This is a genomic window from Actinomyces sp. oral taxon 175 str. F0384, assembly GCF_000223355.1.
GTDB lineage: Bacteria > Actinomycetota > Actinomycetes > Actinomycetales > Actinomycetaceae > Actinomyces > Actinomyces oris.
This window is the reverse complement of sequence record NZ_AFUR01000001.1, coordinates 140,352-154,252: the sequence shown is the minus strand read 5'-3', so window position 1 is coordinate 154,252 and position 13,901 is coordinate 140,352. Positions and strand designations below refer to the sequence as shown.

Genomic DNA, 13,901 nt, shown 5'->3' with positions numbered 1-13,901 from the left:
GCCTACGCCGCTGCCGCAGTCGATTCCTCCCCGCGGATCGAGCGCAGCACCCCGGCAAGCAGGAACCACCCGCCCGAGACGATGAGGACAGCGACCAGGCTGAGCGGCCGGTAGGGGTAGATCGCCACCAGCCAGCAGGTGGCCAGGAACCATACGGCCACCGCACCGATGTTGAGGGCGCGGAAGCGCTTGACGCGGGCCGGGTGCGCGTAGTGCGTGGGCACCAGGGTCAGCACCACGAAGATGAGGGTGACGATGATGTTGAAGACCGCCGGGGTCTGAAGCACGTAGAACATGAGGGCCACGATGTTCCAGGCGGCCGGGAAGCCCACGAAGTAGTAGTCGGTGGACTTCCACTGCTTGTTGGCGTAGCAGAACATCGACGAGCTCAGGACGAGGGCCATGAGCAGTCCCGCCAACGGTCTGGGGCCCATTGGCAGGGCCACGTACATGAAGACCGCCGGGATGAAGGTCCAGGTGAGGTAGTCGACGACGATGTCGACGATGCCGCCGTCGAACCAGGGGATGATCTCGGAGACCCGGGCGCGCCGGGCCAGGGTGCCGTCGACGCCGTCGACGACGAGGGCGACGAGCAGCCAGACCCACATCCACGTGAACTCCCGGCGGGGGTGGATGGTGGCGAGCATGGCCAGGCTGGCCCACACCAGTCCGGACATGGTCAAGATGTGCACTGCCCAGGCGGCGACACGGGCCCGTGCCGGGTACTGCGCCGTCGACACAGACGTCCCCTCTCGGTGGATAACACTGACGGCCGGAAGTCTATGCGGTTCACAGCCCCGGCACCTATCCCCCGGCGCCACTCTTGAGCGATCCCCGTCTCCCTCGGACCGCTCGAGAGGCGAGTGCGCCCCCGTACCTGCCGGTCGGGGGCGCACTCGATGTGCCGGGCGCCGGGGAGGCGCACGGGAGATGACTCACATGCTCACGTTGCGGAAGTCGAAGGGGTAGATCCCCATGGGGTTCCAGTGGGCGATGAGGCGCGCACCGCAGGGCCGATCGTGGGCCCACAGCTCGCTGCTGATGACGACGCCGCCGCCCTCCAGCTCGCTGAGGTCGAGGCGGTGGTGGCCGTCGACGTAGTCGTCGGCCTGCTCAAGGGGGTAGAGGGTCAGGTCCGACGCGGGGCTCGACAGGCCCGCCAGCTGCTCATCGAGGCCGGCCAGGTCGTTGCCGGCCATGCCGTAGCGACTGGCCAGCTCGTTGACGTCACGGCGCGCGATGGCGGCGACGAACTCCTGGACCTCGGTGTAGATCCGCTGGCGCAGGTCCGCGCTCCCCCAGGGCGCCGGGGTCGGCTCAGTCAGCTCGGCAGGCTCAGCGGGCTCGGCCGGCTCAGCGGGCTCGGCCGGCTCTTCCTCGGCGCTCGGCCGGTCCTCGGCGGCAGCCTCGGCCTGCGCGGTCTGAGCGGCCTCAGTCTCCGCGGACTCGAGCGGCCTGTCCGAGTTCTCCTGGCCCTGCGGGCGCTCGGCGGGGACCTGCTCGGCCGGGGCCTGCTCAGCCTGGACCTCTGGCGGCACCGCGTGGTCCTCGAGCTCGCCCTCAGGCGTTGAAACGGTCGGCGCGGAGGTGGCCTCAGCGCCGGAGGGCACCGGCACCTCGGGGGCCGCCGCGTCGGCCACATCGGTAGCCTCGGCGACGTCGGTGACGTCCACAGGGCCAGCGGCGCGCGCCGTCTCAGCGGTGTCCGCGACGGGCGGCACCGTCGCCTCGACTGGGGCAACGACCTCGGGGGCCTGCTTCGGCGCCGGCCCACCGGCCTCCTCGGAGAGGTCGAGGGTGACCTCATCGCCCTCGTGGCCGGCGGCGTCGGCCGGGGTCAGGGAGAGCTCGAGCTGGTCGGGGGCGACAGTCTCACCGGTGGGCGCGGCCACAGGCTCACCACCGGCATGCTCGACGGCGGGGATCGCCACCGGCTCATAGGCGGACTCGGCCGTGCCGGAGGACTGGGCCACCTCGGTCGGCAGAGCCAGCTCAGGCTCGGCGGTCACGGCCGCTTCAGCGCCGTCCTCGACGACGTGCTCCGAGGCGGCGTCGGCCGGGGTCTGAGCCGTGGCGGCGGCATGCCGGGCCCGGCGCGCGTTGTCAGCGGGCTCCGTGACGGGAGCCGGGACGGCGAGCGCGTCGGCACCGGCCTCAGCGTCGACCTCCTGGCTGGCCTCTGAGGTGCTCAGCACGGGCTGCTGCTCCTTCTCGGGAGCGGTCAAGCTCTGCGGCATCTCAACCATCGCGGGCGGCGTCACGGCCGGGGCGCTCACCTCACCGTCCACGAGGCCCTGGTCCACGGGGAAGGGCTGGACAAGGAGGGTCTCCCCCGTCGGCGCGGCGACCGGTTCGGTCTCGGCCGGCGCGACCGGCTGCCCGAGGGCATCGGGGGCCTCAGGGGTCTCAGCGGCCTCGGCCGGCGTGTGAGCGGTCTCCGCCGCGTGCCGGGCCTGGTGGGCTGCGGCCGGATCCACCGCCTCGGGGGCGGGGGCCGGTGCGGGGATCTCGGAGTCCTCGGCCTCGGTGGAGCCGGACTCCTCGACCTGCGGGTCCTGCGCCTGGGCGGGAGCCTCCTCGATGAGGGGATCACCAGCGGGGGCCGACGGCTCCGGGGCCTGGGCGGGGGCATCCGCCTGGGCGGGGGCGTCATCAGGGGACTGGGAAGCGACGGGCTGCTCGACGTCGGCACCGGACTGGGCCGGGGCAGGCTCGGTCTCCTGCTGCGCGGGTGCGGCGAAGACGGAGGGGGCAACGGCGGGCTCGCCGAGCGCGTCGGCCTCCGGCACCTCCGGCGCCTCGGAGGGCTCGGTGTTCTCGGGAGCCGGAGACTCCTCGGGAACCTGGGGCTCATCAACCGGCTCGGGCGCCGTCGGGTCCTCGTCAGCGGCCTCGGCCGGGGACGGCTCCGCGACGGCCTCGGGCAACGGGTCGTGGTTGAGGAACTGGCGCCGCTCCACGCCCACGCGGGTGAGCTGGCCGGCAAGGATCTCGGGGCGGCCGAGGTAGTCCCAAACCTCCCCGGGGCCCGAGCGCAGACTCAGGGAGGGAGCGTCGAGGATGGCGACCCCGCCGTCGGGCAGGAAGCACAGGAACAGCCCGGTCATCTCGCCGGTGGTGGCGTCCCACAGGCGCACGGTGCCGTCCTCGGAGCCGGTGAGAATCCTGGTGCCGTCGGGGCTCCACTGCGCGTCGGTGACGCCGAAACGGTGGCCGGCCAGGGACAGGACGACCTTGCCGGAGACCTCGTCCCACACGCGCACGACGCCGTCGTCGAAGCCGGCCAGCACCTTGGTGCCGTCGGGGCTCCAGGCGTAGGAGCGGACCATGGCGGCGGCGTCGCGCAGCGTCACGAGCTCGCCGGAGGTGATGACGTCCCAGACGTGGGCGGCGCCGTCGGCGCTGCCGGTGACGACACGCGGGCCCCCTTGAGTCCACACGACGTCGCGCACCCAGTTGCCGGTGTAGGTGTGGATGACCTCGCCGGTGGCGGCGTCCCAGATGCGGGCTGTCCCATCCTGGGAGCCGGTCAGGGCGCGCTGGCCGTTGGGGCTCCAGGCGACCGAGGTAATCATGTCACTGTGGCCCTCGAGGGTCAGGAGGCGCTCGCCGCGGGCGGCGTCCCAGATCGCGGCGCGGTCGTCCCCCAGTCCGGTGAGGATGCGCTCGCTGTCCGGACTCCAGGCGATGTCGTTGACGTCGTCCTCCCCGGCGGTCAGGGCCTGGACGACGTCGCCGGTGGAGGCATCCAGGATGAGGACGCGCGGCGAGAGGTAGGAGGAGGTGGCCAGGCGGGTGCCGTCCGGGCTCCAGACGACCTCGCTCAGCTCCCGGGCACCGTTGTCGACGGTGAGGCGCGGCTGACCGGTGGCGGCGTCCCAGACGCGGTTGCCGCCGATCTTGGCGCCGATGCTGAGCCTGGTGCCGTCCGGGCTCCAGGAGACGGTCTCCACGGAGTTACCGGCCCCCAGGACGAGCTGGGTCTGGCCGGTGGCGGCGTCCCAGACGCGCACGGTGTCATCGTGCGAGCCGGTGGCCACACGGCTCGAGTCCGGGCTCCAGGCCAGGGCACAGGCCCACTGGTTGTGGCCGCGCAGGCTGAGCAGCTCCTCGCCGGTGGCGGCGTCCCAGATGTGGGCGGTGGTGCCGGAGATGTCGTCGGTGATGATGCGGCTGCCGTCGGGGCTCCAGGAGACGACGCTGACCCAGCGGCGCTCACGGCCATGGAGGCTGAGGACCTCCTCGCCGGTAGCGGCGTCCCAGACCCGGGGCTCGGCCGAGTCGAAGGCGGTGATGATGCGGCGCGAGTCCGGGCTCCATGACAGGCCGGTCATCGGCTCGATCGGGCCGACGTGGGTCGGCCTGCCGTCGGGGCCCATGGTGGCGCCGCGCCCCACGAAGGCCATGGGGCCCACTCGCAGCAGCTCGGTGCCGGTGGTGACGTCCCAGACGCGGGCGGTGCCGTCGTCGGAGGCGGTGGCCACGCGGGTCCCGTCCGGGCTCCACGACACCGCAGTGAGGTGCTCGGTGTGCCCTGACAGGGTGCGTACCACCTGACCGCTGGTGGCGTCCCAGATGCGGGCCGAGGCGTCGTCGAAGCTGGTGAGGATGCGGGTGGAGTCGGGGCTCCAGGCCACCGCCCCGCCCACGCCGGAGCCGCCGACCCCCAGGGTCAGCAGGTCGGCGCCGGTGGTCGCATCCCAGACGCGCACGCTGTGGTCCTCCGCCGCAGTGAGCAGCCGCGTGCCATCGGGGCTCCAGGCCACTGCGCTGATGGACAGGCTGGGGCCGGCCAGGGCGAACAGCTCGGTGCCGCGGTTCGCGTCCCAGACGCGGGCCGTGCCGTCGTGCGATCCGGACAGGAGCCGCGTGCCGTCCGGGCTCCAGGCCACACCCCACAGCGCGTCGAAGTGGCCGGCATACAGTGACACCTCACGAGGGTCGATCGTCGTCGAGGTCTCTGAAGGCACAGTCATGGTTGAAGTCTAGAGATCTCTGCGAGGTATCTGCGGCATCTTGAGCCGATTGCGAGCAGTTACCTGAGTGATATCTGGCAAATCCGCGGCTGAGAGGGCGCCACGCCGGGTGCGCGACACGCTGAGACGCCGCCTTCCGCACCACCGCGCCCCGTTCGGGCGGGTGCGGGAGGGCGTTGCACTGCCTGCCTCGGCCGGCGCGCCCGCCGCTTCGATATCTTCCTGAGACTCCCGGGGAATTGGCGGGAATTGTCTCCGGGGCGGCCTCGATGTCAATTCAGGCGCCGCGCGAGCCCAACACCGCCGCCTCCCGTACCGCAGACTCCTCCTCCCCACCATCTCCGGGCCTGCCACCAACACTGACGGGGACATTCCACGCGGCCGGGTGCGTGTCCTTCCGGGCGGGGGCATCCTGCGCGTTTGGGGACAGGATTCCCGTCCCCCGACGGCGTCGAATGTCCCCGTCCGTACAGAAATGTCCCCGGCTGTAGAGGAATGTCCCCGACGGCGGGCTCACCCAGCGGAGGTGAGGCGCGCAGGCGGCGGTCAGTAGCCGGCGCCGTGGAAGACGGCCTCGAGGTTGTTGCCGTCGGGGTCGAGGACGAAGGCCCCGTAGTAGCCGGGGTGGTAGTGCGGGCGCTCGCCGGGACCGCCGTTGTCGGTGCCGCCCGCCGCCAGGGCCGCCTCATGGAAGGCGTCCACCTGCGCCGTCGAGGACGCCGCCAGCGCGATATGGCAGGGCGTCGGGTTCTCCGCCGGGGCCAGCCACAGGTCGGCGTGGATCGGGGCGTCCTCCGGCGCGCCGGGCATCGGCCCGCCCAGTCCGGTGACGGGCCCGAACTCCATGACGACGCGGTAGCCCAGCGGCGCGAGCGCCGCCTCATAGAAGGCCTTCGAGGCCGCCGGATCACTGACATTCACAGAGGCATGATCGATCATGCCTCCAGGCTACCCACTGGTTGATACACGGCGGGCGCATTGACAGGCTTCAGCCATGACATCTTCCGCAGCCCCCTCCTCCGAGAACTCCCCAACCTCCTCGCCCTCCGATGACACAGCCACCCCCTCCTCGCGACGCACGCGATCGACCACCGTGTGGGCCTCGATCCCATTGATCGCTTGGGGAGTTCAGATGGTGAGCGCCACGATGTCCCTTGGTTCCAGCAATGGCTCCGCCAAGCCTACTCAGGACTACGAAAACGGACTGACGAGCTCTGTCGATCTTGCCTTCCCGCAGGCGATCAGTGGCGTGGTCCTGTTCCTGGCCTTGATGGGTGTTCTCATAGCGATATACCTCGCCACGACCGACCGAGCAGTGGGCGCGGCCGCACTCAGCATGGTTCTGGCCGGCATCTCCCTGTCGGTCTCTCTGACCTACCTCGTCATGTCAGCGGCGCCCGACCACGTCATCTGGTACGACGGGCGCTACCTGGTGAACGTCCTGCCCGCGGTGGTGCTCCTGGCCTCGGCTGTGACGCTCGACCGGCATGCGTCGACACCTGAGGTGGCGCGGTAAGGAGGCACGTCGCCGACGCAGCGGGGCTGACCGACGGGGACATGCTGACCGACGGGGGCATTCCACGCGGCCGGGTGCGTGTCACTCCGGGCGGGGCCATCCTGCGCGTCCGGGGACAGGATTCCCGTCCCCGACGGCGTCGAAGGTCCCCGGCTGCACGAGAATGTCCCCGACGGCGAACGGGTCTCAGAACAGCGCCGGCAGGACACCCTCGACGTCGGCCCCGAGCTCGGCCAGGTCCAGGACGAGGGGACGCCCGGCACCGCCGTCGGAGAGCAGGTCACTGCCGGCCACGACGAGCAGGTCGCCGCCGGTGGTCCCCAGGCGCGCCACGGCGACGTCCTCGGCCTCGGCGGCCGCGGTGACGGCGGGCACGAGCTCCTCGCGCACGGCGACGATCGCGCGGGCCCCGGACTCGGAGAACAGGGCGGTGAAGTCGTCCACGCCCTCCTCCTGGATGGCGGTCAGGTCCACGCTGGCGCCGACGCCGCAGCGCAGGCAGGAGTCCACGAGGGTCTGGATGAGGCCGCCGGTCGAGCAGTCGTGGGCGGCGCGCACCAGCGGCTCGCCGCCGGGGCCCTCCGCCTCGCTCAGGGCCAGCAGGACCCGCCCGAGCGCCATCTCCGCCTCGAGGTCGACGCGCGGGGGCAGCCCACCGAGGTGGTCGTGGACCACGCGGGACCAGGCCGAGCCGTCGAGCTCGTCGGCGGTGGTGCCCAGGGCCATGATGGCCAGGCCCTCCTCGTGCCAGCCCGAGGGGTTGGCACGGCGCACGTCGTCCATGACGCCCAGGACGCCGACGACGGGCGTGGGGTTGATCGAGGAGTCGATCTGCCCCTTGACCTTGCCGTGGGAGTTGTAGAGGGAGACGTTGCCGCCGGTGACCGGCACGCCCATGACGGCGCAGGCGTCGGCCAGGCCGGTGATGGCCTCGACGAGCTGCCACATGGCGTCGGGGTCCTCCGGCGAGCCGAAGTTGAGGCAGTCGGTGACGGCCAGGGGCCGGGCGCCCACGGTGCACACGTTGCGGTAGGACTCGGCCAGGGCCTGGGCGGCGCCGGTGGCGGGGTCGAGCTTGGTGAAGCGGCCGTTGGCGTCGGTGGAGATGGCCACGCCGCGGCCGGAGGCCTCATCGACGCGGATGACGCCGGCGTCGTCGGGCTGGCACAGGGCGGTGTCGCCACGCACAAAGCGGTCGTACTGGTCGGTCACCCAGGCGGTGGAGGCCTGGTTGGGACTGGTGACGACGGCGCGCACCTGCTCGGCCAGCTCGGTGGTGGACTCGGGGCGGGCCAGGCGCTCAGTGGTGTCGGCGTTGAGCGCGTCCTGCCAGGCGGGGCGGGCGTAGGGGCGCTCGTAGGTGGGGCCCTCGTGGGCCACGGTGCGCGGGTCGACGTCGACGATCCGCTCCCCGAAGTGGTCGATGGTCAGGCGGCCCGAGCCGTTGACCTCCCCGATGACGGCGGCCTCGACGTCCCACTTGTCGATGACGGCCATGAACTCCTCGAGCTTGTCGGGCGCGACGACGGCCATCATGCGCTCCTGGGACTCGCTCATGAGGATCTCCCCGGCGGTCAGGGTGGGGTCGCGCAGGAGCACCTTCTCCAGGTCGACGTGCATGCCGCCGTCGCCGTTGGAGGCCAGCTCGGAGGTGGCGCAGGAGATGCCGGCGGCGCCCAGGTCCTGGATGCCGAGCACGAGCCCGGCGCCGAACAGGTCGAGGCAGCACTCGATGAGGACCTTCTCCATGAAGGGGTCGCCCACCTGGACGCTGGGGCGCTTGGCGGGCATGCCGTCCTCGAAGGACTCCGAGGCCAGGATGGAGGCCCCGCCGATGCCGTCCCCGCCGGTGCGGGCACCGAAGAGCACCACCTTGTTGCCGGCGCCGGTGGCGTTGGCCAGGTGGATGTCCTCGTGGCGCAGCACGCCCACGCACAAGGCGTTGACCAGTGGGTTCTCCTGGTAGGAGGAGTCGAACTCGGTCTCGCCGCCGATGTTGGGCAGGCCCAGGGAGTTGCCGTAGGTGCCCACGCCGGCCACGACGCCGTGGACGACGCGCGCGGTGTCGGGGTGGTCGACGGCGCCGAAGCGCAGCTGGTCCATGACGGCCACGGGCCGCGCGCCCATGGAGATGATGTCGCGCACGATGCCGCCCACTCCGGTGGCGGCCCCCTGGTAGGGCTCGACGTAGCTGGGGTGGTTGTGGGACTCGACCTTGTAGGTCACGGCCCAGCCGTCACCGATGTCGACGACACCGGCGTTCTCCCCCATGCCGACCAGGAGGTGCTCGCGCATCTCGGGGGTGGTCTTGGCGCCGAACTGGCGCAGGTGAATCTTGGAGGACTTGTAGGAGCAGTGCTCGGACCACATAACCGAGTACATGGCCAGCTCGGCGTTGGTGGGGCGGCGCCCCAGCAGCTCGCGGATGGACTCGTACTCGTCGGCCTTGAGGCCCAGCTCCTTCCAGGGCATCTCGCGTTCGGGCGTCGCGGCGGCGTCGGCGACGGTGTCGGGGTGGGCGGCTGGGATCATGGGCTCGGACGCCATGGGGGCTCCTGGTTGACGAGGGAGTGCGGCCGGGCCAAGCCTACCCACGCCCACGGAACCTCACACCACCACCCGCGCGGGACCGAGCCCCGCACACCCCGAGCACTCCACGCGAGCCCGATCGGCGCTCTGCGGAATCCAGCCAGAAGAATGCCGAAACAGCAACAAGACGCCACGCCCACACCCAAAGTGCTGCGCCTCACAGGATTTCGGGGGAAGATCGTGTCATGAGAGACATCGACGTCGCCCCGCTGCCCCTGTCGCACTTGGAGAGCCACCTGGACGAGGTGGCCATCAAACGACTGCACACGAGCCTGACGGGGGCCGAGGCCCTGCTGGAGGGGCGCACCGTGTGGACGGTCACGCCGTCGGCAGCCGCCGGCTCGGGGCCGGCGGAGACGGTCGCCCCCCTCGTGGGCTACTCCCTGGGTGCAGGCCTCAACGTGCGCTGGCTGACCCTGGACGCCCCCGAGGAGTTCACCCGGATCGCGGCCCGCCTGCATGCCGGCATCCACGGGGACCACGGCGACGGCGGCAAGCTCGGGGACAAGCAGCGCGACATCTACGAGCACGTCCTGGCCTCCAACGCGGAGAACATCGTCGAGGAGGTCCGCCCCGACGACGTCGTCATCCTTCACGACCCACCCACGGCGGGGCTGGCCAAGGCTCTCAAGGCGGCGGGCGCCACGGTCATCTGGCGCTGCCACGCCGGGGCCGAGGGCGCGGGCGAGGCCGCCGACTACGCCTGGGCCTTCCTGGACCGCTACCTGGAGGACGTGGACCTCGTCATCGTCTCCCGCCCCGAGTACCGGCCGCCCTACATCGAGGCCGAGCGCTGCGCGGTCCTGGCTCCCTCCATCGACGCCGACTCCCCCAAGAACCGGGTCCTGGACCTGGACGAGGCCTGGTCGGTGGCGCGCCTGTCCGGGCTCTTCGCCGGCGAGCCGCCCTTCGAGGCGGTGCCCTTCATGCGTCACGACGGGCGCGCCGACGCCTTCCGCGGCCTGGCCGACGAACCGGTCCTGGCCGGTGGTCCGGTGCCGCTGGGTGCCCGGGTCGTCACCCAGGTCAACCGCTGGGACCGTCTCAAGGGCGGCCTGGAGCTGGTGGAGGCCTTCGCCGAGAACATCGCCGTGCTGCCCGAGGACGCCCACCTGCTGCTGGTCGGCCCGACCCCGGACGGTCCCGAGTCGCAGGCCACCCTCACCCAGATCGTGGAGCGCTGCTCGGTGCTGCCGGAATCGGTCGCCTCGCGGATCCACGTGGCCGCGGTGAGCATGGAGGACCGGGAGGTCAACGCCACCGTCGTCAACGCCGTCCAGCGAGTCAGCTCGGTCGTCACCCAGCGCTCCCTCATCGAGGCCTTCGGACTGACCGTGGCCGAGGCGATGTGGAAGAAGGCCCCGGTAGTCGCCTCCGCGGTGGGCGGCATCCGCGACCAGATCGACGACGGCGTCGACGGCGTCCTGGTCGACCCGGCCGACGGCGCCGCCTGGGCGGAAGCCGTGCGCGACCTGCTGCTCTTCCCCGAGCGGGCCCAGGAGATGGGGCTGGCCGCCCACGAGTCCGTGCGCCGGGAGTTCCTGTCCAACCGGCACCTGCAGGACCTCCTGCAGATCGTGGCCGACCTGGTGGGCTGATGAGCCAGCAACGAGACACTCGGCGGTCGGTCGCTCCGAGGGGCGGCCGACCGCCGTCGCCTGAGGCACCTCAGAAGAACCGACCAGCAGCCGTGGCGACCCATACCGGCACACAAGCGCTCATGAGTACAAATATCCATTTGTGTTAGTGTGGGGACGTCAGCCGAGGAGGAGCGCGTGGGAGCACCAGAGACGATCGACGTCGACATGACGCTGCGAGCGCTGGCTGACGGCAACCGTCGGGCAATCCTACGCGTCATCCGTTCAGGGCCGCAGCCGGTCGGCGCCGTCGCACAGGCAGTTGGACTGTCGCAGCAGACCGCCTCGCACCATCTCCGGACTCTTCAGAAAGCGGGACTGGCGACCGTCACCACCGATCACACGCGCCGCCTGTACGCACTCAACACGGATGGACTTGCAGCCGTGCGCTCTTACCTCGACGACTTCTGGCCCGAGAGGCTGACGGCCCTCAAGTCCGCCGTCGAGCAGCGAGAGGAGAAGCAGCATGGCTGAGTTTCAGGACTCCATCGAGATCGAGGCACCCCCGCAGGCGGTCTTCAAGTACCTCACCACCAACGAGGGCATGACGGCGTGGATGGGGCAGTACGCCGATCTCGATCCGACGCCGGGCGGCCGATTCGCGGTCGACATCGCCGGCTACCCCGTGCGGGGTGAGTACCTCGTGGTCGAGCCCTTCCAGCGCGTGGTGGTCTCGTGGGGATTCGCCGGCAGCGACGAGCTGCCCGCCGGCACCTCCAAGGTCGAGTTCCTCCTGACTCCGATCACTGGTGGCACGCGTGTGGACCTGCGCCACCTCGACCTGCCGGAGTCCGAGGTCCGCGGGCACGCGCACGGCTGGGCCCACTTCATGCCTCGCCTCAAGGTTGCCGGTGCGGGCGGAGACGCCGGCCCGGACAACTGGCAGCCCTTGACCAACTGACCGCCAACAGGAGACGAAGCGATGGCAGCCATGACACCCAAGCAACACCACCTCGTTCAGCGCGTCCGCGCGCTGGTCGATGACAAACCGGATGTGCGCGAGGTCCCCATGTTCGGAGGCCGCGCGATCATGGTCAACGACAAGATGATCGTCAGCGCCGGGAAGACCGGGGACCTCCTGGTGCGCGTCGCCGCGGACCGCCACGAGACGCTCCTGGGCGAGCCGGGCGCCGAGCAGGCCCACATGGGCGCCGGGCGAGAGATGGGAGCCGGATGGATCACCGTCGCACCCGAGGCCATCGCCGACGACGACCGCCTCACCTTCTGGGTTGACGCCGCGATGCAGCACAACCGTGCCGTCACTGGCGGGCAATCGGGAAGCGACGAATCATGAGCACCTTCCAAGGGCTACCGACAGCCCTTTTCGAGTTCTTCGCCGACCTGGCGCAGGACAACTCGAAGGACTTCTGGGACGCCAACAAGCAACGTTGGCAGCGGGACGTGAAAGCCCCTATGAGTGCATTGGTTGACGAGCTCTCCGCAGAGTTCGGTCCTTTGCGCATGTTCCGCCCCAACCGTGACCTGCGTTTCGCCCGCGACAAGGCCCCTTACAAGCTCTGGACAGGCGCTACCAGCACCCCTCAGGCCACCGGCGGAATCGGCTACTACCTCAGTGTGTCGACCACCGGTATCACCACCGGCTACGGAGCCATGCGGATGACCGCCGACCAACTTCGCCGCTTCAGGGGCGCCATCGATGCCGACATCAGCGGAATCCGCTTCGAGGAGCTCACCCAAGAGCTCGCCGCACAGGGGCTGCCCGTCTCACCCGGCGCCGACCAGCCATTGAAAAACGCACCGCGAGGCTGGTCGACCGACCACCCCCGTATCAATTTCCTCAGATGGAAAGGGGCCGCAGTCGTTCAGGACTGGCCCACCGACACTTGGATGCACACTCCCCAGGTACACGAGAGGATTCGAGACACCTGGGCCGCCGTCGAGCCTCTCAGGGCATGGCTCGACGAGAACGTCTCACCCCACGATCACTGATCGGGGAGCGGACAGCAGTCGCGCACTGGAGGGGCCGGCCCAGGGGACTTCATCACATCGCGGGCCGAGTTATCCACAGGTCGTGTCCACAGGCTTGTGCATGACTGTGGGGGCTTGTGGGATGTCGCCATTCCACCTGTGCACAACACCCGCTCGGTGCCAGCACCCCGGGCGGACACCCCCGCAGACACCTCCCCGCGCAGCGCCCACTCCACCTTGACGAGACATCTCTACACACCGAGTTTTGGCTGAAAATCCGGGACAATCATCCAATCAGTCGCACTCGCCCTCTCGGTCATCCCGAGGCGGAGCCCCCGGAAGCCGCCACAGCACATTCCTCATCGCCATGCAACTTGAGCACGGTCACGACCAGGTCCGCCGAGCAAGGGGCGGCCCGGTTCTCTCCACAGTTCTACACAGGCGCGAGGCGGATCTGTGGATAACGCGGCAGGGAATGATTCGGCACCCACCCCTGAGGGCTGTCAGGGGTGGGTGCCGGATACGGGGTCGTCAGACGGCCAGCAGCGAGTCGATGGCGGAGCGGAAGACTCCCAGACCGTCGGTCCCGGTGCGCGGACCGGCCTGCGAGTCGGGACCGAAACCGGGCTCCACGGCGTGCTCGGGGTGGGGCATGAGTCCGACGACGTTGCCGCGTTCATTGCGTACGCCGGCGATGTCGCGGGCCGAGCCGTTGGGGTTGCCCACGTAGCGGAAGACGACGAGGCCCTCCCCCTCGAGGCGGTCGAGCTCCTCGGGCGAGGCGATGAAGTTGCCCTCGCCGTTCTTCATGGGAACGACGATCTCCTCCCCCTCCGCGTACCGGTTGGTCCAGGCGGTCTGCGTGGTCTCCACGCGCAGGCGCTGCTCGAAGCAGAAGAAGCGCTGGTTCGCGTTGCGCAGGAGGGCGCCGGGCAGGAGGTGGGCCTCGGCGAGGATCTGGAAGCCGTTGCAGATGCCGAGCACCGGCATGCCGCGCTCGGCGGCGGCCACGACCTCCTCCATGACGGGGGCGAAGCGGGCGATGGCGCCGCAGCGCAGGTAGTCGCCGTAGGAGAAGCCTCCGGGCACGACGACGGCATCGACCCCGCGCAGGTCGGCGTCCTTGTGCCAGAGGCTCACTGCCTCAGCGCCGGCCAGGCGCACGGCGCGGGCGGCGTCGACGTCGTCGAGCGTCCCTGGGAAGGTGATAACGCCGATGCGGGCAGCAGGAGAGCTGCTGAGCGAGTCACTCAC

General features: G+C 70.5%; 11 protein-coding genes. 6 read left to right on the top strand and 5 right to left on the bottom strand.

Going from position 1 to position 13,901, the window contains the following annotated elements; genetic code table 11:
* Positions 1 to 2: 2 nt before the first annotated feature.
* The 3 genes from HMPREF9058_RS00645 to HMPREF9058_RS00635 form a co-directional block, all read right to left on the bottom strand.
* Positions 3 to 740: a phosphatidylcholine/phosphatidylserine synthase gene (locus HMPREF9058_RS00645; RefSeq protein WP_009406105.1), complete on the bottom strand. Its 738-nt coding sequence runs from the start codon at positions 738 to 740 to the stop codon at positions 3 to 5.
* Between the two features lie 195 nt (positions 741 to 935).
* On the bottom strand, positions 936 to 4,976 hold the full coding sequence (locus tag HMPREF9058_RS00640; protein WP_043537552.1) for a hypothetical protein: 4,041 nt from the start codon (positions 4,974 to 4,976) through the stop codon (positions 936 to 938).
* A 546-nt stretch (positions 4,977 to 5,522) separates the two neighbouring features.
* The gene (locus tag HMPREF9058_RS00635) at positions 5,523 to 5,915 is read right to left on the bottom strand and encodes a VOC family protein (protein ID WP_009405993.1); all 393 of its coding nucleotides are present in this window, start codon (positions 5,913 to 5,915) and stop codon (positions 5,523 to 5,525) included.
* A 55-nt stretch (positions 5,916 to 5,970) separates the two neighbouring features.
* Here HMPREF9058_RS00635 and HMPREF9058_RS13560 point away from each other — a divergent pair, with 55 nt between their 5' ends.
* Positions 5,971 to 6,492, top strand: coding sequence for a hypothetical protein (locus tag HMPREF9058_RS13560; RefSeq protein ID WP_175284658.1), 522 nt, complete (start codon positions 5,971 to 5,973; stop codon positions 6,490 to 6,492).
* Between the two features lie 186 nt (positions 6,493 to 6,678).
* Here HMPREF9058_RS13560 and purL read toward each other — a convergent pair whose 3' ends face one another.
* On the bottom strand, positions 6,679 to 9,039 hold the full coding sequence (gene purL / locus HMPREF9058_RS00625) for a phosphoribosylformylglycinamidine synthase subunit PurL (protein ID WP_009406114.1): 2,361 nt from the start codon (positions 9,037 to 9,039) through the stop codon (positions 6,679 to 6,681).
* A 227-nt stretch (positions 9,040 to 9,266) separates the two neighbouring features.
* Here purL and HMPREF9058_RS00620 point away from each other — a divergent pair, with 227 nt between their 5' ends.
* The 5 genes from HMPREF9058_RS00620 (at position 9,267) to HMPREF9058_RS00600 (ending at position 12,668) form a co-directional block, all read left to right on the top strand.
* The gene (locus HMPREF9058_RS00620; protein ID WP_009405550.1) at positions 9,267 to 10,679 is read left to right on the top strand and encodes a glycosyltransferase; all 1,413 of its coding nucleotides are present in this window, start codon (positions 9,267 to 9,269) and stop codon (positions 10,677 to 10,679) included.
* Positions 10,680 to 10,856: 177 nt separating this feature from the next.
* Positions 10,857 to 11,192, top strand: a complete 336-nt coding sequence (locus tag HMPREF9058_RS00615) for a helix-turn-helix transcriptional regulator (protein WP_009405462.1) — start codon at positions 10,857 to 10,859, stop codon at positions 11,190 to 11,192.
* The gene (locus HMPREF9058_RS00610) at positions 11,185 to 11,619 is read left to right on the top strand and encodes an SRPBCC domain-containing protein (protein WP_009406375.1); all 435 of its coding nucleotides are present in this window, start codon (positions 11,185 to 11,187) and stop codon (positions 11,617 to 11,619) included. Before HMPREF9058_RS00615 ends, HMPREF9058_RS00610 begins: the two co-directional genes overlap by 8 nt.
* A gap of 21 nt (positions 11,620 to 11,640) precedes the next feature.
* Positions 11,641 to 12,012, top strand: a complete 372-nt coding sequence (locus tag HMPREF9058_RS00605) for a TfoX/Sxy family protein (RefSeq protein ID WP_009405625.1) — start codon at positions 11,641 to 11,643, stop codon at positions 12,010 to 12,012.
* Positions 12,009 to 12,668: a DUF2461 domain-containing protein gene (locus HMPREF9058_RS00600; protein ID WP_009406288.1), complete on the top strand. Its 660-nt coding sequence runs from the start codon at positions 12,009 to 12,011 to the stop codon at positions 12,666 to 12,668. Before HMPREF9058_RS00605 ends, HMPREF9058_RS00600 begins: the two co-directional genes overlap by 4 nt.
* Positions 12,669 to 13,178: 510 nt before the next feature.
* Here HMPREF9058_RS00600 and purQ read toward each other — a convergent pair.
* Complete coding sequence (gene purQ, locus HMPREF9058_RS00595; protein WP_009406249.1) at positions 13,179 to 13,901, bottom strand: phosphoribosylformylglycinamidine synthase subunit PurQ; 723 nt, start codon at positions 13,899 to 13,901, stop codon at positions 13,179 to 13,181.

Bases quoted from the DNA above. Each gene is read 5' to 3' on its own strand.
- HMPREF9058_RS13560 (WP_175284658.1), top strand. From the start codon at position 5,971: ATGACATCTTCCGCAGCCCCCTCCTCCGAGAACTCCCCAACCTCCTCG.
- HMPREF9058_RS00600 (WP_009406288.1), top strand. From the start codon at position 12,009: ATGAGCACCTTCCAAGGGCTACCGACAGCCCTTTTCGAGTTCTTCGCC.
- HMPREF9058_RS00635 (WP_009405993.1), bottom strand. From the start codon at position 5,915: ATGATCGATCATGCCTCTGTGAATGTCAGTGATCCGGCGGCCTCGAAG.
- HMPREF9058_RS00640 (WP_043537552.1), bottom strand. From the start codon at position 4,976: ATGACTGTGCCTTCAGAGACCTCGACGACGATCGACCCTCGTGAGGTG.
- HMPREF9058_RS00605 (WP_009405625.1), top strand. From the start codon at position 11,641: ATGGCAGCCATGACACCCAAGCAACACCACCTCGTTCAGCGCGTCCGC.
- purL (WP_009406114.1), bottom strand. From the start codon at position 9,039: ATGGCGTCCGAGCCCATGATCCCAGCCGCCCACCCCGACACCGTCGCC.
- HMPREF9058_RS00620 (WP_009405550.1), top strand. From the start codon at position 9,267: ATGAGAGACATCGACGTCGCCCCGCTGCCCCTGTCGCACTTGGAGAGC.
- HMPREF9058_RS00610 (WP_009406375.1), top strand. From the start codon at position 11,185: ATGGCTGAGTTTCAGGACTCCATCGAGATCGAGGCACCCCCGCAGGCG.